17 protein-coding genes and 1 tRNA gene are annotated in these 18,918 nt (G+C 70.0%); 5 read left to right on the top strand and 13 right to left on the bottom strand.

What is annotated here, in order from left to right; all coding sequences use genetic code 11:
* The first annotated feature begins 104 nt into the window (after nucleotides 1–104).
* The 5 genes from ACX80I_RS10800 (at nucleotide 105) to ACX80I_RS10780 (ending at nucleotide 5,139) form a co-directional block, all read left to right on the top strand.
* Nucleotides 105–1,445: a branched-chain amino acid ABC transporter permease gene (locus ACX80I_RS10800; protein ID WP_459345112.1), complete on the top strand. Its 1,341-nt coding sequence runs from the start codon at nucleotides 105–107 to the stop codon at nucleotides 1,443–1,445.
* Between the two features lie 9 nt (nucleotides 1,446–1,454).
* Nucleotides 1,455–2,435 carry a branched-chain amino acid ABC transporter permease gene (locus ACX80I_RS10795; RefSeq protein WP_459345111.1) on the top strand — a complete coding sequence of 327 codons (981 nt, stop codon included), beginning with the start codon at nucleotides 1,455–1,457 and terminating at the stop codon, nucleotides 2,433–2,435.
* 149 nt (nucleotides 2,436–2,584) lie between these two features.
* The gene (locus ACX80I_RS10790; protein WP_459345163.1) at nucleotides 2,585–3,568 is read left to right on the top strand and encodes an ABC transporter ATP-binding protein; all 984 of its coding nucleotides are present in this window, start codon (nucleotides 2,585–2,587) and stop codon (nucleotides 3,566–3,568) included.
* Nucleotides 3,565–4,308 carry an ABC transporter ATP-binding protein gene (locus ACX80I_RS10785; RefSeq protein ID WP_459345110.1) on the top strand — a complete coding sequence of 248 codons (744 nt, stop codon included), beginning with the start codon at nucleotides 3,565–3,567 and terminating at the stop codon, nucleotides 4,306–4,308. Before ACX80I_RS10790 ends, ACX80I_RS10785 begins: the two co-directional genes overlap by 4 nt.
* Before the next feature lie 126 nt (nucleotides 4,309–4,434).
* Complete coding sequence (locus ACX80I_RS10780) at nucleotides 4,435–5,139, top strand: hypothetical protein (RefSeq protein ID WP_459345109.1); 705 nt, start codon at nucleotides 4,435–4,437, stop codon at nucleotides 5,137–5,139.
* 158 nt (nucleotides 5,140–5,297) lie between these two features.
* Here the strand turns inward: ACX80I_RS10780 and ACX80I_RS10775 are convergent, their stop codons facing one another.
* From ACX80I_RS10775 to ACX80I_RS10715, 13 genes are all read right to left on the bottom strand, one after another.
* On the bottom strand, nucleotides 5,298–6,692 hold the full coding sequence (locus ACX80I_RS10775) for an ABC transporter substrate-binding protein (protein WP_459345108.1): 1,395 nt from the start codon (nucleotides 6,690–6,692) through the stop codon (nucleotides 5,298–5,300).
* Nucleotides 6,693–6,919: 227 nt separating this feature from the next.
* A tRNA-Leu gene (locus ACX80I_RS10770) sits at nucleotides 6,920–6,992 on the bottom strand.
* 146 nt (nucleotides 6,993–7,138) lie between these two features.
* Nucleotides 7,139–8,578 (bottom strand): NAD(P)/FAD-dependent oxidoreductase, encoded by a 1,440-nt coding sequence (locus tag ACX80I_RS10765; protein WP_459345107.1) that lies wholly within the window; start codon nucleotides 8,576–8,578, stop codon nucleotides 7,139–7,141.
* Between the two features lie 63 nt (nucleotides 8,579–8,641).
* A complete protein-coding gene (locus tag ACX80I_RS10760) occupies nucleotides 8,642–10,033 on the bottom strand; it encodes a S8 family serine peptidase (RefSeq protein WP_459345106.1) in 1,392 nt (463 codons plus the stop codon).
* A 4-nt stretch (nucleotides 10,034–10,037) separates the two neighbouring features.
* Entirely contained in the window at nucleotides 10,038–10,982 is a 945-nt protein-coding gene (locus ACX80I_RS10755) for a Ppx/GppA phosphatase family protein (protein WP_459345105.1), read from the bottom strand.
* Nucleotides 10,982–11,722: a DUF501 domain-containing protein gene (locus tag ACX80I_RS10750; protein ID WP_459345162.1), complete on the bottom strand. Its 741-nt coding sequence runs from the start codon at nucleotides 11,720–11,722 to the stop codon at nucleotides 10,982–10,984. The genes ACX80I_RS10755 and ACX80I_RS10750 overlap by 1 nt, the downstream gene beginning before the upstream one ends.
* A 139-nt stretch (nucleotides 11,723–11,861) precedes the next feature.
* Nucleotides 11,862–12,728: an FtsB family cell division protein gene (locus tag ACX80I_RS10745; protein ID WP_459345104.1), complete on the bottom strand. Its 867-nt coding sequence runs from the start codon at nucleotides 12,726–12,728 to the stop codon at nucleotides 11,862–11,864.
* A gap of 97 nt (nucleotides 12,729–12,825) precedes the next feature.
* Nucleotides 12,826–14,106: a phosphopyruvate hydratase gene (gene eno / locus ACX80I_RS10740; protein WP_459345103.1), complete on the bottom strand. Its 1,281-nt coding sequence runs from the start codon at nucleotides 14,104–14,106 to the stop codon at nucleotides 12,826–12,828.
* 115 nt (nucleotides 14,107–14,221) lie between these two features.
* Complete coding sequence (locus ACX80I_RS10735; RefSeq protein ID WP_459345102.1) at nucleotides 14,222–15,034, bottom strand: MazG nucleotide pyrophosphohydrolase domain-containing protein; 813 nt, start codon at nucleotides 15,032–15,034, stop codon at nucleotides 14,222–14,224.
* The gene (locus ACX80I_RS10730; RefSeq protein ID WP_459345101.1) at nucleotides 15,034–16,188 is read right to left on the bottom strand and encodes an adenosine deaminase; all 1,155 of its coding nucleotides are present in this window, start codon (nucleotides 16,186–16,188) and stop codon (nucleotides 15,034–15,036) included. Before ACX80I_RS10730 ends, ACX80I_RS10735 begins: the two co-directional genes overlap by 1 nt.
* 24 nt (nucleotides 16,189–16,212) lie before the next feature.
* Entirely contained in the window at nucleotides 16,213–16,896 is a 684-nt protein-coding gene (locus ACX80I_RS10725) for a DedA family protein (RefSeq protein ID WP_459345100.1), read from the bottom strand.
* Between the two features lie 254 nt (nucleotides 16,897–17,150).
* Nucleotides 17,151–18,437 (bottom strand): thymidine phosphorylase, encoded by a 1,287-nt coding sequence (locus ACX80I_RS10720; protein WP_459345099.1) that lies wholly within the window; start codon nucleotides 18,435–18,437, stop codon nucleotides 17,151–17,153.
* An 81-nt stretch (nucleotides 18,438–18,518) separates the two neighbouring features.
* Entirely contained in the window at nucleotides 18,519–18,914 is a 396-nt protein-coding gene (locus ACX80I_RS10715) for a cytidine deaminase (protein ID WP_459345098.1), read from the bottom strand.
* Between the last annotated feature and the right edge of the window lie 4 nt (nucleotides 18,915–18,918).

The following is an 18,918-nucleotide window of genomic DNA, read 5'->3' as shown; positions in this document are numbered from 1 at the left end:
GAAACATGCCGCTAGTAACATGAGCCCCACGCCCGTGACACTCGTCACAACTGTTGATCCCGGCGCCCGCCGCCGGGCCTGCCCCCACCGTGGAGGTTCCCATCTTGTTTCCCCTATTGACGCCTGCGCGGATCAGGAGACCCCTGCTGCTGGTGCTCGGCCTCCTGGCCACCGTGCTGCTCGGTGCCCCCGCCGCGCACGCGTCCCCCCAGCCGCCCGTCCCTGGAATACACCAGATCCAGGCCGCCTCGAGCGTCCAGGCCTCCGAGTTCGACTACTCGATCGGCGGCGTACTCCGCGGTGTCGACGGTCCCATCGCCGACGTGACGGTCACGGCGACAGGCAACGGCTTCGAGGGTGAGACCACCTCGGGCCCCAACGGCGCCTGGAGCATCGACGTACCCGAGCAGGGCACCTATGAAGTGGCGATCGACGAGGAGACGCTCCCCGAGGGCGTCGCCCTCGCGGAAGGCCAGCAGAACCCGCGCGAGGTGACGTTCGCCAACACGTCGAGCGCGACCACGCTCTTCCTCTTCGGCGAAGGCATCGTCTCCCAGCAGGCGTCCTTCCTGGACACGCTCGCGGAGCGCGCGCTGGCAGGATTCAGCTTCGGCCTGCTCCTGGCGCTGAGCGCCGTCGGCCTCTCCCTCATCTTCGGCACCACGGGCCTCACCAACTTCGCACACGGCGAGATGGTGACCATCGGCGCCGTCCTGGCCTTCGCCTTCGCGGGCGCCGGACTCCCGATCGCGGTCTCGATCGTGCTCGCCGTCCTCGGTGGCGGACTCCTCGGCTACGTGCAGGACGCCGGGCTGTGGAAGCCCCTGCGGCGCCGCGGCACGGGCCTTGTGCCGATGATGATCGTGAGCATCGGCTTCGCCCTCGCGCTGCGCTACATCATCCAGTTCTTCTTCGGCGGCGCGACGCAGCAGCTGCCCGGTTCGCAGAGCGCGATCATCGAGATGGGATCCGTGGCGATCTCCCGCAACAACCTGACGTCCCTGATCGTGAGCCTCGTGATCATCCTGGCGGTCGCGTTCCTGCTGCTCCGTACCCGGATCGGCAAGGCCACCCGCGCCGTCGCCGACAACCCCGCTCTCGCCGCCGCCTCCGGCATCGACGTGGACCGGGTCATCCGCATCGTCTGGGTCATCGGCGGCATGCTCGCCGCCCTGGGCGGCGTCCTGTGGGCCTACTACCGCCCCGGGGTGTCCTACAACATGGGCCAGCAGATCCTGCTGCTCATCTTCGCCGGCGTCACGCTCGGCGGCCTGGGCACCGTGTTCGGCGCACTCGTCGGATCCATCATCGTAGGGCTCTTCGTGGAGATCTCCACGATCTGGCTCGAGGCAGACCTCAAATACGTGGGAGCGCTGCTGATCATGATTCTCGTGCTCCTGTTCCGGCCGCAGGGTATCCTCGGCCGCCGTGAGCGCATAGGTTAGGGGCTCTTCATGGACTTCGGAAACATTCTCATCAACGCGTTCGGTGAACTGATCAGCCCGACGACGGCGGCCTACGCCCTCGCCGCGCTCGGGCTCGCCGTCCACTTCGGCTACTCGGGCCTCCTGAACTTCGGGCAGGCCGGATTCATGGCCGTCGGGGCGTACGGCTACGCCATCTCGACGCTCAGCTTCAACGCCCCGCTGCCCGTCGCCGTCCTCGTGGCGCTGCTGTCCTCGGTGGTGTTCGCGATCGTGCTGGGCATCCCCACACTGCGCCTCCGGGCGGACTACCTGGCCATCGTGACGATCGCGGCGGCGGAGATCATCCGCTACATCGTGACGACCAACGGCCTCACGGACGTCACGGGTTCCGCGAACGGCCTGGCGGCCTTCGAAGGCGGTTTCTACGGGCTCAACCCGTTCCCACCGGGCAGGTACAACATCGGCCCCCTGGGCATGAACGAGCGGGACTTCTGGATCCGCATCGTCGGCTGGACGGTCGTCATCATCGCATGCCTCGTCGTCTGGCTCCTGATGCGCAGCCCCTGGGGCCGCGTGCTCAAGGGCATCCGCGAGGACGAGAACGCCGTGCGCTCGCTCGGCAAGAACGTCTACGCCTACAAGATGCAGGCCCTCGTGATCGGCGGTGTGCTCGGCTCCCTCGCCGGCATCATCTTCACGCTGCCCCGCGGCGCCGTGCAGCCTGCCAACTACGCGACCGAGCTGACGTTCTTCCTCTACACCTGCCTCCTCCTCGGCGGCCTCGCCACTGTCCTCGGACCGGTCATCGGGGCGATGATCTTCTGGGTGGTGCTCTCATTGACGCAGGGACTCCTGTACGGCGCGATCGAGGTCGGCGCCATCACGTTCCTGTCCAACGCGCAGGCGGGACAGCTGCGCTACATCCTCGTGGGTGTGGCACTGATGCTGCTCATGGTCTTCAGGCCGCAGGGCGTCCTGGGTAACAAGAAGGAGTTGGCGTTCGCATGACCTCCAGCCACAGTGAGAACACACCCGGCACCGACGGCACGCCGGGTACAGGCGGTGCCCACGCGGCACACGCCCCGGTCGACGCCGCGGGAGGAGCCGTCCCTCGGGACACGGCTTCGAGCGACACCGTCTCCCCCGAACGCGACCACATGACGGACTCCGAGCCGATCACGACCGGCACGGCGGGACCGGGGTGCCGCAAGCGCGACCCCATCGTCGTCGCCCGCAACGTCACGCGAAGCTTCGGCGGCATCAATGCCGTCGACGTCGAGCACCTCGAGATCCCCCGGCACAAGATCACCGCGCTGATCGGCCCCAACGGAGCCGGCAAGACCACGCTGTTCAACCTGCTGACCGGCTTCGACGTGCCCAACAGCGGGGACTGGGAATTCGACGGCAAGCCCCTCGCCAAGGTCGCCTCGCACAAGGTGGCCCGCATGGGCATGGTCCGCACGTTCCAGCTCACCAAGGTCATGGGCAAGCTCACCGTCATGGAGAACATGCGGCTGGGCGCCACGGACCAGCCCGGTGAGAGCCTGGCCCGTGCCCTCTTCAAGGGCCTCTGGGGCGGGCGTGAGCGGCAGATCACCCAGCAGGCAGAGGTGCTGCTGGCCAAGTTCAAGCTCGACACCAAGCGCGACGACTACGCTGCCTCGCTCTCGGGCGGGCAGCGCAAGCTCCTCGAGATGGCACGGGCACTCATGGTCCGGCCTCGCCTCGTGATGCTCGACGAGCCCATGGCGGGGGTCAACCCCGCGCTGACGCAATCGCTCCTCGACCACATCAAGAACCTCAAGGCCGAGGGCATGACCGTCCTCTTCGTCGAGCACGACATGCACATGGTCCGCCACATCGCCGACTGGGTGGTGGTCATGGCGGAGGGCAAGGTCGTCGCGGAGGGACCGCCGGACATCGTCATGAAGGACCAGGCCGTCATCGATGCCTACCTCGGCGCCCACCACGACGTCGATCTCGGTGACGACACCGGCATCGAGCGCCTCGAGGAGGAGCTCGCCCACGACGACGCATCGGTCGTCGGCACCGAGAACGAGGGCATCCTCGGCCACGGCGTCACCGAGGTCGGGGGCGCCCATGCCGCCGGCCTCCACCACAAGGATGAGGAGACGAAGTGAGAGAGGAATTCGAGGGGAACTCGGTGGTCAAGGTCACCGACCTCGTCGCGGGCTACATCCCCGGCGTGAACATCCTGAACGGCTGCAGCATCGAGGCCCGCCGTGGTGAGCTGATCGGCATCATCGGTCCGAACGGAGCCGGCAAGTCGACGCTCCTGAAGGCGATGTTCGGCCTCGTCAAGGTCCACTCGGGGACCGTCGTGGTGCGCGGCCAGGACCTCACCGGCCTGAAGGCGAACCGGCTCGTGAGCCGCGGCGTCGGCTTCGTGCCGCAGAACAACAACGTCTTCGGAACGCTGACCATCGAGGAGAACCTCCAGATGGGCATGTACCAGCGGCCGAAGGACTTCAAGGAGCGCTTCGACTTCGTGACCGGCCTCTTCCCCGAACTGGGGAAGAGGAAGGCGCAGCGGGCCGGCTCGCTGTCCGGCGGCGAGCGCCAGATGGTCGCCATGGGCCGTGCGCTCATGATGGACCCCGCGGTGCTGCTGCTGGACGAGCCGTCCGCTGGGCTCTCCCCCGTCAAGCAGGACGAGACGTTCCTCCGCGTCCACGAGATCAACAGGGCCGGTGTCTCCGTGATCATGGTGGAGCAGAACGCCCGCCGCTGCCTGCAGATCTGCGACCGCGCCTACGTGCTGGACCAGGGCAAGGACGCGTACACGGGCACCGGGCGTGAGCTCATGAAGGACCCGAAGGTCATCCAGCTCTACCTCGGTACCCTCGCCGACACCGCCTGAGGCATCCGGACGGACCGTAGGCGCAGAACGCAAGGAGTGGGCGGAACCGGCAACGGTTCCGCCCACTCCCTTTTGATGACCGCTACGTTGGGGGAAACGGAGCGAGTACCACGGGAGGGCCGGCACATGGCAGGAGCGAGTGATGCGATCGGCAAGGGATTCGAGGTGGTGTTCCGCGGCATCAAGCACCTGCGGCGGCACCGCCCCATCCACTCCCGGGGGCTGAGGCTCGACGGCACGGCCGTGGTGCACGACCATGGGCTGAGGAGCGGGATCGCCTGGATCGACCGGCCGGGCGAGACCCCCGCCACCGCCCGGATCTCACGCTCCGTGGGCACCCCGGACGGACTGCCCGACATCGTCGGGCTCGCGGTGCGGATCCACCACCCCGGCTCCGGGCCCCTGACGCCGTTCTCGGACATCCTGCTGTCCTCCACGGGCTGGTCCTTCCCGGGTCGCTTCGCGCTGATTCCCCGACTGCGAGCCTCGCGGGCTCCCCTGACCACGATGATGCCGTACCGCGGCGAGGACGGCCCCGTGCTGCTCGGGGCGCGGACGCTCTCCCCTTCCCGCCTGCCGTCGTCCCTGCGGGGCTTCCGGCGGGTCCTGGGGACCTCGCCGTGGCAGCTCGGCCTGTACTTCGCCACTCCTCGGGGGGCCTGGCAGCACTTCGGCACCCTCACGCTGCGCCTGGACCCCGAGGGAGAGGAGAAGGACCTGCGCTTCGACGCCGTCCTGCACCCCCTGGCCGGCGCCCAGACCTACGACTGGACGCGCAGGGTCCGCGAGCCCTCCTACGCCGTCTCCAGGCGCCGGCCGGGCGACGCCTGAGCGCCGTTCAGGCCGCCCGGCCCTCGAGGGACAGCACGTAGCTCCGTTACCCACCCCCCAGACAGCGGAAGGCCCCGGCCGCGCCTTCCGTCGGAAGGGCGGCCGGGGCCTTGAACCACTGCGTGAAGTACTACCGGAGCCGGGCTCCGGACGGGTCCCTAGAGCTGTCCGACCTCGGAACGGCTCGGCTGGGGCTTGTTGTCGGCGTCGTACTTGTAGATACCGATGGCGGCTTCGGTGGGGTCACCGTTCTCGTCGAAGGTCACGGGACCGGACACGCCGTCGTAGTCGATGTCCTCGCCGTCGCGCAGCAGCGTGACGCAGCCTGCGAAGTCGAAGCACTTGGTGCCGTCCTTCGAGACCCCCTCGAGCTGCTTCGCGATCTCCGTACCCTCGACGCTTCCCGCTGCCTCGGAGGCGAGCGCGATGAGGTTCACGGCGTCGTAGCTCTCGCCCGAGTAGGCATAGCTGGTCAGCTTGGGGTCCACGGTCGCGAGCGCTTCCTGGAATCCGGGGCCGGTGAAGGGGCCGGGGATGGTGCCCTGCGCTCCCTCGAGGGTGCCGGGATCGAGGTCTGCACTGTAGTCGGAGGTGTTGCCGTCGACCATGAACAGCGTGCTCGCGTCGATGCCCTTCGCGACCAGCAGCGGGACGATGCTCTTGGCCTCGTCGAAGCTGATGAGGACGATCGCATCGGGCTTGGCTGCGGCGATGGCGTCCACCTGGCTCGAGAACTGCGAGTCACCGGTGTTGAACATCTCGTTGGCGACGACCTGGCCGCCCGCGGCCTCGACGGTCTCCTGGATGGTGCCCTGCAGACCGGTGCCATAGGCGTCGTTCAGGGTGATCATGCCGACGGTTTGGGCGCCGCAGGTCATGATGTAGTTGCCGAGCGTGCGGCCCTGGAGCACGTCCGAGGGGGCGGTACGCCAGTAGAGGCCCTTGTCGTCCCAGGTGCTGAATTCGGCGGCCGTGTTGGCGGGAGAGAACTGCACGACGCCCGCGCCGGTGATCTGGTTGATGACGGTCTTCGAGACACCCGACGATGCGGCGCCCACGATGGCGCTGACGTCCTGGGACAGCAGGTCCGTGACCGACTGTGTCGCGATGTCGGTGGTGGTGTCACCGGAGTCGCGCTGCGTGATGGAGACGTCCTGGCCGAGCACGCCACCGGCCTCGTTGATCTGGTTGACGGCGAGAGTGGAGCCGGCGATCTCGGGCGGGCCGAGGAACGCGAGGGTTCCGGTGGTCGGCAGGAGGGAACCGAGTTTCAGCGGTGTGGGACTCGTGGTCTTGCTGGCGGGCACGGCCGAGGGGTCACCCTTCTCGCCCTGCTCCTCGCCGGCGCCACCCTCGCTCTCGGGGCATGCCAGAGCCGACGAGGCAGCGGCAGCAGTGGTCTCGGTGTCGCCGGCGCCCTCGGAACTCGTGGTTCCGCCGCCACCGCAGCCGGAGGCAAAGAGCGCGATCCCCAGGCTCAGGGCAGCGACCTTTCCCGCGCGCGTGGCATTGTCCCCGATGCCGAGCAGCGCGGAGTTGCGTGTTGCAGTCATGAATTAGTCTCCTCGACCGAAAGGCTCTTGCTGCCTTTGATGCGATCACCAGGTGTTCCTGGCTTATGGAAAAGCTAATCGATAAATGTGTCTCAGATAAGGGAATCGGGTTACATCCTTGTAACACTCGTCACAGCGGCGATGGCGCACTCTTGACAGCGGGCACCACTCAGGGGGCCGTCCATGGTCATGACCGCGCGGTAGCGGCACCACGTCGGGGAGGGAAGTGCCCCAGCAGGGACTCGAACCCTGACTGAACAGATTTTAAGTCTGCTGCCTCTGCCATTGGGCTACTGGGGCCGGCCAGCCCGTCCAGCGTACCGCGGACGCACCGGACCCGTTCACGGGGGACAGACGAAGAACGACGGCGACCCCGGGAAGGAGGTCGCCGTCGTCCGTCGGCTCGAGCCGTGTTCGTCCGGTGTCAGCCGGGTGTCAGCCGGGTGTCAGGCCGTCGTTTTCGCTGCTGCTGCCTGCCCTGCCGGCGTGGGCGGCTGGCTCGGCAGCGCGGTGTCCTTCTTCGGCGGCGGGGTCGCCGCTTCGCGGAACTGGCGCTGTGGGTTCTGCAGGTCCGAGAGCGGAGCGAGGTCGCGGCCGAAGAGGAAGCTCATGCTCCAGTTGACGATCACGCGGGCCTTGCGCTCGTACATCGGCATCGCGAAGCCGTGGTAGCCACGGTGGGCGAGCCAGGCCGGGAAGCCCTTCATGCCGAAGCCCATGATGTTAGCGACACCCTTGAACTGGCCGAAGCCTGCCACGGCGCCGAGGTTGGTGTGGCGGTATTCCTTGACCTCACCCACGCCGTAGCCGGCGGCGAGGATGTTGGCTGCGAGGAGCTTCGCCTGGCGCACGGCGTGCTGGGCGTTGGGGACGCAGAAGCCTCCGACTCCCCCACCGGTCAGGTCGGGGACGGCGGCGACGTCGCCCGCGGTCCAGGCGTTCTGGAGGGGTCCGTCGTCGCCCGTGATCCTGAGCTCGGCGTTGGCGCGCAGGCGGCCGCGCTCGTCGACCGGGAAGTCCGTCGAACGGACCACGGGGTTGGCCTGGACGCCTGCGGTCCAGATCAGGGTGTCGGTCTCGAACTCGTCGGCCGGCGTCTTGTCCGGCATGTTGATGAGTTTCAGCGTGCCGTCGACGGCGCTGGACAGCGACGTGTTGAGCAGGACCTCGATCTGGCGCGAACGGAGGTGTCCGACGACCCACTCGGCCTGCTGCGCCGTGACCTCGGGCATGATGCGTCCCATGGCCTCGACGAGGACGAAGCGCAGGTCGGAGCGGCTGAGGCGGGGGTTCGCCTTGACGGAGTCGCGGGCAGCGTCCTCCATCTCGGTGATGGTCTCGATACCGGCGAACCCGCCGCCGACGACGACGAAGGTCAGGGCGCGGTCGCGCTCGGGACCCTCGGGCATGACGGAGGCCGTCTCGATGCGCTCGAGCATCTTGTTGCGCAGGGCCACCGCTTCCTCGATGGTCTTCAGGCCGATGCCCTGGTCCTTGAGGCCCTCGATGGGGAAGGTGCGCGTGATGGAACCGGCGGCGACGACGACGTCGCTGTAGCCGAGCTCGAAGGACTCGCCACCGCCCGTGGGCTCGATGGTGGCGGTCCGGCCGGCGTGGTTGATCGACGTGACCTTGCCGGAGATCAGCTCGGTCTTCCGCAGGTGCTTGCGGTGGGACACGATCGCGTGGCGCGCCTCGATGCTCCCGGCGGCGACCTCGGGGAGGAAGGGCTGGTAGGTCATGTAGGGCAGGGGATCCACCAGCGTGACGATGCCGCCGTGGTCCTTGACCTTTTTCTGCAGCCTGTGCGCGACGTACAGGCCTACGTAACCGCCGCCGACGACAAGGATGCGCGGGCGGTCAGAGAAGTGTGGGTTCGATGCCATTCCTCGATGCTACCGGAGTTTGTGAAAATCTTCACTAGCTCCGCGGAGGAGCCGGAGGACCGGTCACCACCGGTTGTTCCCGCCTCCCGCGACGTGCTCGATCCGTCCCGGGTTCTCCTCGGAGGGCACCGGTGTGCGCCTCCTGAGGCGGGTCACGTGCAGGGCCCCGCCGAGGAGCACTGCGAGCATCAGCCCACCGAATCCGAGCACCACGAGCGCGGGCACGGGGTGCACGGAGGTGAGCGGATCCTCTGCCTGCGGCGCCGGCGGAACCGGGATCACCTCGGCCGGCGGATGGCTCGGCAGGGCCGGCGCGGAGACCGGGGGCTGCCCGCCGCGCCGGTAGAGCTGGATCCACTGGGCCATGCTGCCCAGCCGGTTCTCCTTGGGTACCGCGAGGTCGGCATTGACGGCCGCGGCGACGTCGAGCACGCCGTAGCCGTAGAGGGTGTCGAAACCGGGCTGTCCGGCGTCACGTGCCGTGTCCACGATGCGGTTGACGACCTGCGCGGCCGACAGCTCGGGATAGCGGGCGCGGATCAGGGCTGCGACGCCGGAGACGAGCGGTGCCGCACCGGACGTGCCCGACCAGTTCGCGTAGAAGCCGCCGGGCAGTCCGCCCACGAGGTTCTCGGACGGGGCGGCGACCGCGATGCTGATGCCCTCGGAGGACGCTTCGGCGCTCGCGAGGCCCGAACGGTCGAGCCCTGCGACGGCGAGGACGCCGGGTATCGTGGCGGGCGCCCCGACCTGGGTCAGCCCTCCGGCCCGGTTGCCGGCCGCGGCGACGATGACGACGTCGTGCTGCTCCGCGTAGAGGAAGGCGTCGTCCCAGCTCTCGGGCCAGGCGGTGCTCGTGCTGCCCAGCGACATGTTGATGACGTCCGCGCCGTTGTCGACGGCCCAGCGGACCGCCCAGGGGACCTGCTCGTCGACCGACACGCCGGCCGGGTTGGGACCGCTGCTCTGGCCCTCGATCCAGAGGGAGACGGCGAGCAGATTCGCCTTCGGTGCGACGCCGACGATGCCGTCCGGACCGTCCCCGTACTGGCTGAAGGGCTCCGGGGGCGACGAAGGAGCCCTGCCGGAGGGCCTCGGCGTGGCCGGGTCGGTGTGGCCTCGCCCGGCCAGGAGGGTGCTGACCAGGGTTCCGTGGGCCGGCACCTCCCCGATGCCGCGCTGCCCGCCGGGATCGCCCGCACCCGAGGCATCCGTGCCGCCGATCACGGCTCCTGCAAGGTCGGGGTGGGTCGCGTCGATCCCGCTGTCGATCACCGCCACCGTGACACCCTCGCCCTGCGTGCTCTGCCAGGCTTCCTCGATGCCGTAGTCCTCGAGCCAGTACTCCTTGCCCCGGATGTCGTCCGCCACGGCCGGGGTGGCCGGCACGAGGAGGGCGAGGCACACGACGACGGCAGCCCCCGCACGGACGGCGAGGCGCGCTCGGGAGAGCATCAGCTCACCGTTCCCGCTCCGCAACGCTCAGGGCTATCCCGTCGAGGATGTCGTGCTCGCTCGTGATCGCCGTCGTGACGCGGCCGTCGGTGACCGCAGCGACGCGCTCAATAATCGATTTCCAGATCAGGGCACCCGCCCCGATGACGTCGACGCGACCGGGATGCATGTAGGGCAGGGCGGCCCGTGCGGCCCGCGGCAGGTGCAGGAGGTCCGACGCCGCCGCCGAGAGGACGGGAATAGGCAGCTCGGCGCCGTGGATGCGGTCGGCCTGGTAGCGCGGGAGTCCGAGGGCGTGGGCGGTGACGGTGGTGATGCTTCCCGCGACCCCGACGATCTTCGTGATCCGGTCCAGGGGCACCTCGGCCGCGGCCTCATCCATCATCCGGCCGACCTCGGCCTCCATCGCCTCGATCTGCCCGGCGCTGGGTGGATCGTCCGTGAGGAACCGCTCGGTGTAGCGCACGCAGCCCATGTCCGTGCTCTGTGCGGCGATGAGGCCGTCCGCGGTGCCTGCGACGAACTCCGTGCTGCCGCCGCCGAGGTCGATGACCAGGACGGTCTCGTCGCGGTCCGTTTCCAGCACGCTCACGGCGCCGTCGAAGGACAGTCGCGCCTCCTCGTCGCCGGAGACGACCTCGGGCTCCACACCCAGCCGGGCGCGGATGCCGTCGACGAAGTCCTGGCGGTTCTCGGCATCGCGCGACGCCGAGGTCGCCACGAACCGCACGGGCGGGTTGCCGTGCTTCTCGATGAGCGCTGCGTACTCTTCCGTGGCGGCGAACGTCCGGGCGAGCGCTGCCTCCGACAGGCGTCCGGTCGCGTCCACTCCCTCGCCGAGCCGCACCACGCGCATGAGCCGTTCGACGTCGGTCAGGACGCCGTCCTCGGCGTCGGCGATCAGGAGCCGGATGGAATTGGTACCGCAGTCGATGGCAGCTGTGCGCATTACTTCTCCTCGTCGGAAGGCGTGGATTCGGCGGTGGATTCGGCGGTGGATGCGGCGGTGGATGAGGCGGTGGAGTCGGACGCGTCGGGTCCCGGCGAGGTTACCTGCGCCCCGCCGGTTCCGGCATCCCGGCGTCGCGCCGCCCGCTTGGCCTCGAGCTCCTCGGGGCTCAAACCCTGCGTCCTGGTGTGCCTGCTCAGGTCGGCGTGCGGCGCCTGGCCCGTCGTGTCCCAGGCGCCCTCGCAGTAGCAGCGCCCGGGCGTCCACCACTGCGCTATGCGGCCGATGGCCTCGTCGCCCAGCGGGTTCACGCCCGGCCCCGCCGCGAGGGCGTGCCCGACCAGGACGTGCAGGCACTTCACGCGGGTCGGCATGCCTCCCGCCGAGACGCCGGCGATCTCCGGCACGGCCCCCGTGCCGGCGCGTTCGCCCACCGCGTCCCGCGCGGCGAGGTAGGCCTCGTGGGCGGCGCGGTACGCCTCGGCGAGTGCCGCGTCGGTGCTCAGGCGATCGCTCATCTCGGTCATGACGCCCTCGGCCTCGAGCCGCGACACCGCGGCGGTGATCACCGGGTGGCTGAGGTAGTAGGTCGTGGGGAACGGGATGCCGTTCGAGAGGCGCGGTGCGGTGGTGGCGACGAGCGGGTTTCCGCAGACGCACCGGGCGCCGATCTCGACGACGTCCCGGACGGGCCGGCCGAGCTGGCGGCTGAGGACGTCGAGGTCGCGTACGGTCGGGATCCGCGGGCCCTGGCCGTCCTGGCCGAGTTCATCGTGCTCGTCGTGCTGGTCGTGCTGGGTCACGCTGTTCCTTCCTGGGACGCCGCTGCGGGCGTCGGGTTCGCGGCGGGCGGCCGCACTCGCGGCAGCGCCCCGCCGCTCAATCTGTCGCTGCGCGGGCGACCGAGCTCCAGAGCGAGTCGACCCAGGGCAGGTCGGCGGGTTCGGTGGCCGATCCCTCGCCGGTGCTCTCCTCGATCCCGTCGCCACCCTTGACGAGGTAGCGGGTCTCCCCCGGCATCACGAGGAAGATGCGCTCGCGCGCCTGCTGCCGGACGAACGCCGGATCATCCCAGCGGGCGAGCTCCGACTGGTAGTCCGCCTGCTCCTGCTGCTGCCGGGCGATATCCGCGCGCAGGGCATCGAGTTCCGCCTGCTGCTGCAGGTAGCGGCTCACCGACGGCGCCAGCAGCACGATCACGGCGATGAGCACGACGGCGAGGGCGAGCAGGCGGCCCGAGAAGGACTTCGCCGGGATGGGCGTGGCCTCCTCGGCCGGCTCGATCGCCGACTCGGCACGCCGGGACCCGAGCCGTCCTCGGCGGATGCTTCCCGCGAGCTGCGACCGCTCGGCGGCACGCGCCTCCGAGGGGGATGCCGGCGTGGACCGTCCGGCCGCCGGACGCGCGGTCCGCGGCGTCGTTCCGGCCGCCCCTGACGCTGCGCGGGGGTCCCTCGTCCCGGAAGAACCCAGGGAGCGCGGGTCCTTCGTCGCGGAAGGGCCGGCCGCACGGGGTGGGGACGGCTTGCGCTGGCCGGACCCGGCAGGGCGGGGCTGCACGGGACGGGAAGGGGCGGGGACGTGGCCCGCTCCGCGGGTGCCCGCGGCGGAACCGGTGTCGGTGGGGGAACTGCCGGCCCGGGAGCCGGCAGGGGTCTGGCCCTTGGTCGCTCCGGGGGCCGGCCGGTCCTCCGCCGCAGGCGAAGGACGGCCGGCTCGCGGCACGTTAGGGCGGCGGGCAGTCATGAAGCTCCTCGTCAATGCTGTCGCATCTGGTCGCGTCGGATTTCTTCCGAAACCCGTCTAACGAGGGTAACCGCCCGCCCGATCAACTGCTGACGTACTACGCCGTGAAACGCGGGAAGGCGCTGCGGCCGGCGTAGCGTGCGGCGTCGTCGAGCTCCTCCTCGATGCGCAGCAGCTGGTTGTACTTGGCGACGCGCTCGCTGCGGGCAGGAGCACCGGTCTTGATCTGGCCGGCGTTCGTGGCCACGCAGATGTCGGCGATGGTGGTGTCCTCGGTCTCGCCGGAGCGGTGCGAGGTGATCGTCGTGTACCCGGCACGCTGCGCCATCGAGATGGCGTCGAGCGTCTCGGTCAGGGTGCCGATCTGGTTGACCTTCACCAGCAGCGAGTTCGCCGTCTGGCTGGAGATGCCCCTGGCCAGGCGCGTGGGGTTCGTGACGAAGAGGTCGTCGCCGACGAGCTGGACCTTGGTCCCGATCGCGTCCGTGAGGTGCTTCCAGCCCTCCCAGTCGTCCTCGTCGAGGGGGTCCTCGATGGAGACCAGCGGGTAGTCGCGGACGAGCTCCTCGAAGTAGGCACTCATCTCCTGGGTGCTGAGCGTGCGTCCCTCGAAGTGGTACGAGCCGTCCTTGTAGAACTCGGACGCGGCGACGTCGAGGGCGAACGCGATGTCCGTGCCGGGCGTGTAGCCGGCGCGCTCCACGGCGGTGGTGATCAGGTCGAGTGCGTCGCGGTTGGAGGGCAGGTTCGGGGCGAAGCCGCCCTCGTCGCCCAGGCCGGTGGCCAGGCCCTTCTCCTTCAGGACGGACTTGAGCTCGTGGTAGACCTCGACGCCCCAGCGGAGGCCCTCGGAGTAGGACTGCGCGCCGAGCGGCACGATCATGAATTCCTGGATGTCGACGTCGGAGTCCGCGTGCGAACCACCGTTGAGGATGTTCATGAGCGGCACCGGCAGGACGTGGGCGTTCGGGCCGCCGAGGTAGCGGTAGAGCGGCAGCGCGGCGGATTCGGCGGCGGCGCGGGCGATCGCGAGGGAGACGCCGAGCATCGCGTTGGCGCCCAGGTTCGACTTGTTCTCGGTGCCGTCCAGGTCGATCATCGCCTGGTCGATGGCACGCTGGTCCGCGGCGTCGAAGCCGAGGAGGGCCGGCTGGATCTGCTCGATGACGGCTTCGACGGCCTGGAGGACGCCCTTGCCGAGGTACCGGTCCTTCTCACCGTCGCGGCGCTCGTTGGCCTCGAACGCCCCGGTGGAGGCACCGGAGGGGACGGCCGCGCGGCCGAAGGTGTCGTCGTCGAGCAGGACCTCGACCTCGACCGTGGGATTGCCGCGGGAATCGAGGATTTCCCTCGCGTGGATGGCATCGATGATGGCCATGGATTTGCTCCTCTTCGTTGGAGTGTAGGGGTTCACATCTTGTTGGGACGTCTTTGTCAGAGCAACGGAGGTGTTGCTCCCAGCCTAGTTCACGCGCGTCCGGACGTGCGCTGGATCACCCGGTTGTGACGTCGGCGTCCGGATCCCGCCGCCCTCGGTCACCGGCGACGTCCTGCTGGTAGTCCAGCACCGCACGGCGGAGGGCACGCTCGGGGTCCACCCCGGACGCCAGCGCACACCGGGTCAGCTCCAGCAGTTCCCTGCCGAACCGCGCCTCGGCGTCCGGATCCCCCTCGGTACCGCCCGCGGCCGCGGAGTCGGGGGCCCGGGGGGCGTCGGCGCCGTCGGGGGCGTCCATCGCGGGCCGGGCGACCGCGGCCGGGCCAGGGCCCTCCCCCGCGCGCTTGAGGGTCTTGGCGGCCAGGGCGAGCGCGGGCAGGTGGTGCGGTATCCCCTCGAAGGGCGAGGTGCGCCCGGGCCGCTCCTGCGCCTTCACCGCATGCCAGGTGGCGACGATCTCCTCCACGGAGGCGGGGAAGCTCCCGCGGAGGGCGCCGTCGGGCGAGAAGACGTGCGGATTCCGGCGGACCAGCTTGGCGGTCAGCCCGTCCGCCACCTCGGCGAGTCCGAAGGACCCGCGCTCCGTCTGCAGCTGCGCGTGGAGCACCACCTGGAACAGCACGTCCCCGAGCTCGCCCCGCAGCGCGTGGACGAGGCCGGCGCCGGGGTGGTCGGTCCTCGCGACGTCGTCGACGGCCTCGTAGAGCTCGTAGGTCTCCTCGACGAGGTATTCGAGCAGGGTCGCGTGGTCCAGCGCGGCGGTCCAGGGACAGTGCCGGCGGAGGAGGCGGACGACCTCGACGAGGCGCTCGACCGCCGCACCCGGAGGCCGGCCGGGTGCGGAGGGCCGCGGGGCGGGAGCGTCCACTAGGACGCCTGGCGGGCGACCCTGTCGAAGGTGGACGTGATGTGCTCGGCCAGGGCCTCGCGGTCCTCGAGCGGCAGGAAGGCGGCATCGACCGCATTGAGGGTGAGCTCGAGCAGGTCGCCCAGGTCGTAGCCGAACGTGTCGACGAGCAGCTCGAACTCGTCCGTCAGGGTCACACCGCTCATGAGCCGGTTGTCGGTGTTGACGGTGACCTTGAACCCCAGCTGGTACAGCAGGTCGAAGGGGTGGGCATCGATGGTGTTCCCGAAGGACTCGATCGCCCCGGTCTGGAGGTTCGACGACGGGCACAGCTCGAGCGGGATGCCGCGGTCACGGACCCACGAGGCGATGCGGCCGAGGTTCGCGATGCCGACCTCCTCGCCCTCGGGAGATTCCTCGTCGGCGGACTCCTCGATCTCGATGTCCTCGGCGATGCGGACCCCGTGGCCGAGGCGGAGGGCCCGTCCGGCGACGAGCGCGTCCTTGATACTGTCCAGACCGGCGGCCTCGCCGGCGTGGATCGTCACGGGGAACTGCTCGGAGGCGAGGTAGGTGAACGCCTCCGTGAAGCGTGAGGGCGGGAAGCCGTTCTCCGCTCCGGCGATGTCGAACCCGACCGCGCCCCGGTCACGGTGGCGGACGGCGAGCTCGGCGATCTCCTGGCCGCGATCGGCATGGCGCATGGCGGTGATGAGCTGGCCCACCTGGACCACGCGGCCGGCGGCGATGGCCGCGGCGGCGCCCGCGTCGAGCCCCTCCTGCACGGCCTCGACGGCTTCGTCGAGCGTCAGGCCCTTCTGCGTGTGCTGCTCGGGGGCCCACCGGACCTCCCCGTACACGACGCCGTCGAGCGCGAGGTCCTCGACGAATTCCCGGGCGACCCGGATCAGGCCCTCGCGCGTCTGCATGACGGCGATGGTGTGGTCGAAGGTCTCGAGGTACCGCTCGAGCGAGCCGGAGTCCGCGGACTCGCGGAACCACGCCCCGAGCGACTCGGGGTCGGACGCCGGCAGCTCGTGCCCGATCGCGGCCGCGAGGTCGATGATGGTGGCCGGTCGCAGGCCGCCGTCGAGGTGGTCGTGGAGGGAGACCTTCGGCAGGGTCTGGATGTCGATGGCAGCGTCTGACACGAGGTCGTTCGGGATCTGGGTCACGCTGCCCAGCCTACGCGATACGCCTCAGGACGGGTTCGTCCCGTGGGCCGGTTGGAGCTCGTCCCGGGGCTGCAGGGCAGGAGCCTCCAGCGGGGTGGAGCCCCGGACGAAGGCGGTTCCGCGGTCCACGAGAACACCGATGACGACCGCGATCCCGACGGCCACCGCGACGCCGAGCAGGTGGTTGTGCTGGAACCAGGTACCGGCGATCGCGCCGATACCCACCGAGTAGCCGGCCCACACCGTTCCGGAGAGCGCCGTCAGGGCGACGAAGCGGCGCCGGGGGTAGCCGGTGGCCCCGGCGGTGAGGTTGACGGCCACGCGGCCGATCGGGATGAAGCGGGCCACGAGGATGAGCGACGCCGCCCGTTTCGCGAGCTCGCTCCCGGCCCAGCCGAAGGACCGCTGCATCCGGGGACGCCGCATCCACCGGAAGCGCGTGGTGCCGATACCCCTGCCGATGCCGTACGCGATGTTGTCGCCGAGGAAGGCGCCGAGTGCCGCGACCAGGATCAGCAGCCAGGGGTTCAGCACACCCTGGGTGAGGACGAGGGACGCGAGGCCGACGACGACGGACTCGCTGGGGAACGGCGGGAAGAAGCCGTCCACCACGCAGCACACGAGGACGAGGAGGTAGACCCAGGGCTGCCCGGCGGCAGCGAGCACGAGGCCGCTGATGCCGTCGAGTGCACTGGTGATCGCGTCCATCCTGAGGCTCCTCCGCCGTCGCTCCATGCGGACGATGCCACCGGGGTGACGAAGCAGGCATGGCGCCGGACGCCGGATGCCGCCGTTCGGATCGAACCGCGATGCTCTGCCGTGCGTCTGCCTCCAACGCTACGGGCCGGCCGCACGGGAGTCGTCGCCCCTGCGGGCGATCTGCGCCGCGGCCGGCATCACCCCCAGGGATGAGGCCGGCCGCGGATCCCCTAGGGGCGACCCTGAAATGAGCGGACGAGCCCCTAGGCGATGCGGTCGATGATGAGCTGCTGCGCCGGGCGTGAGCCCTCGGGAGCGATGACGACGGCGTCGGCCAGGGCCTCCCGCGCGCGCTCGAACCGGTCCGGGGTATCGGTCAGCAGCGTCATCAGCGGCTCGCCCGCCCGCACCAGGGCACCGGGCTTCGCATGCATCCGCACACCGGCTCCCGCCTGCACCTGGTCCTCCTTGCGGGCGCGGCCCGCGCCGAGACGCCAGGCGGCGACACCGACCGAGAGGGCGTCGAGTCCCACGAGCACGCCGTCGGCCGGTGCGAGGAGGACCTCCGACTCCCGGGCGACGGGCAGCGTGGCGCGGGGATCCCCGCCCTGCGCCTCGATCATCCGGTTCCACACGTCCATGGCGCGGCCGTCCTTCAGGGCGGCGGCAGGGTCGGCGTCGTGCACGCCCGCACAGGCGAGCATCTCCTCCGCGAGGCGGACGGTGAGCTCGACGACGTCGGCCGGCCCTCCGCCCGCTAGGACCTCCACGGATTCCTCGACCTCGATCGCATTGCCCGCCGTGAGGCCGAGCGGAGTGCTCATGTCGGTGAGCAGGGCCACGGTGTTCACCCCGGCGTCCTTGCCGAGCGCGACCATGGTCTCCGCGAGCTCCCGCGCCTGGTCGACGTCCTTCATGAAGGCGCCGCTGCCCACCTTCACGTCCAGGACGAGCGACCCGGTTCCCTCGGCGATCTTCTTGCTCATGATCGAGGACGCGATGAGCGGGATGGCCTCCACCGTGCCGGTGACGTCGCGCAGCGCGTAGAGCTTCTTGTCGGCGGGAGCGAGTCCCGTGCCGGCGGCGCAGATGACGGCGCCGACCTCGGCGAGCTGGCGCAGCATATCCTCGTTGCTGAGGTGCGCCTGCCAGCCGGGGATGGATTCCAGCTTGTCCAGGGTTCCCCCGGTGTGCCCGAGGCCGCGCCCGGAGAGCTGCGGCACGGCGACACCGAACACGGCGACGAGCGGGGCCAGCGGCAGGGTGATCTTGTCCCCCACGCCGCCGGTGGAATGCTTGTCGCTGGTCGGCCGCCCGAGGGACGAGAAGTTCATGCGCTCGCCGGAGGCGATCATCGCGGCCGTCCAGCGGGAGATCTCCGCGCGGTCCATGCCGTTGAGCAGGATCGCCATGTTGAGGGCGGCCATCTGCTCGTCGGCGATGACGCCGCGCGTGTAGGCGTCGATGGTCCAGTCAATCTGCTCGGGCGAGAGGGTTCCCCTGTCGCGCTTGGTCCGGATGATGTCGACGGCGTCGAAGGCTTCGGTCATGGAGGATCCTCGGGTTGTTCGGATGGGCCGGGTCCTCGGAGGAGCCGGCAGGGAGGGCGCGGCGGGATGGGCCGCGCCGGGTCAGGCGAGGTGCTGCGGACCGAAGGCGTCCGGCAGGACCTCGTCCATGGTGCGGATGCCGCTGACGGTCAGGAGCACCATGTCCGGTGCCCGGAACTCGTACAGCAGCTGGCGGCACCGGCCGCACGGCATGAGGGTGTTGCCCTCACCGTCGACGCAGGCGAAGGCACGGATGCGCCCGCCTCCGCTCATCGCCAGGGCGCTGACGAGGGCGCACTCGGCGCACAGCGTCAGGCCGTAGGAGGCGTTCTCGACGTTGCAGCCGGAGATGATCCGGCCGTCGTCGATCAGTGCCGCCACCCCGACGGGGAACTTCGAATAGGGCACGTAGGCCCGGGTCATGGCCTCCCTCGCCGTGGCGGTGAGGTCGTCCCAGGGGATGTCGTTCTCGCTCATGGTG

This window comes from Arthrobacter rhamnosi (assembly GCF_054510855.1).
This window is presented reverse-complemented; position numbering and strand designations above follow the sequence as displayed.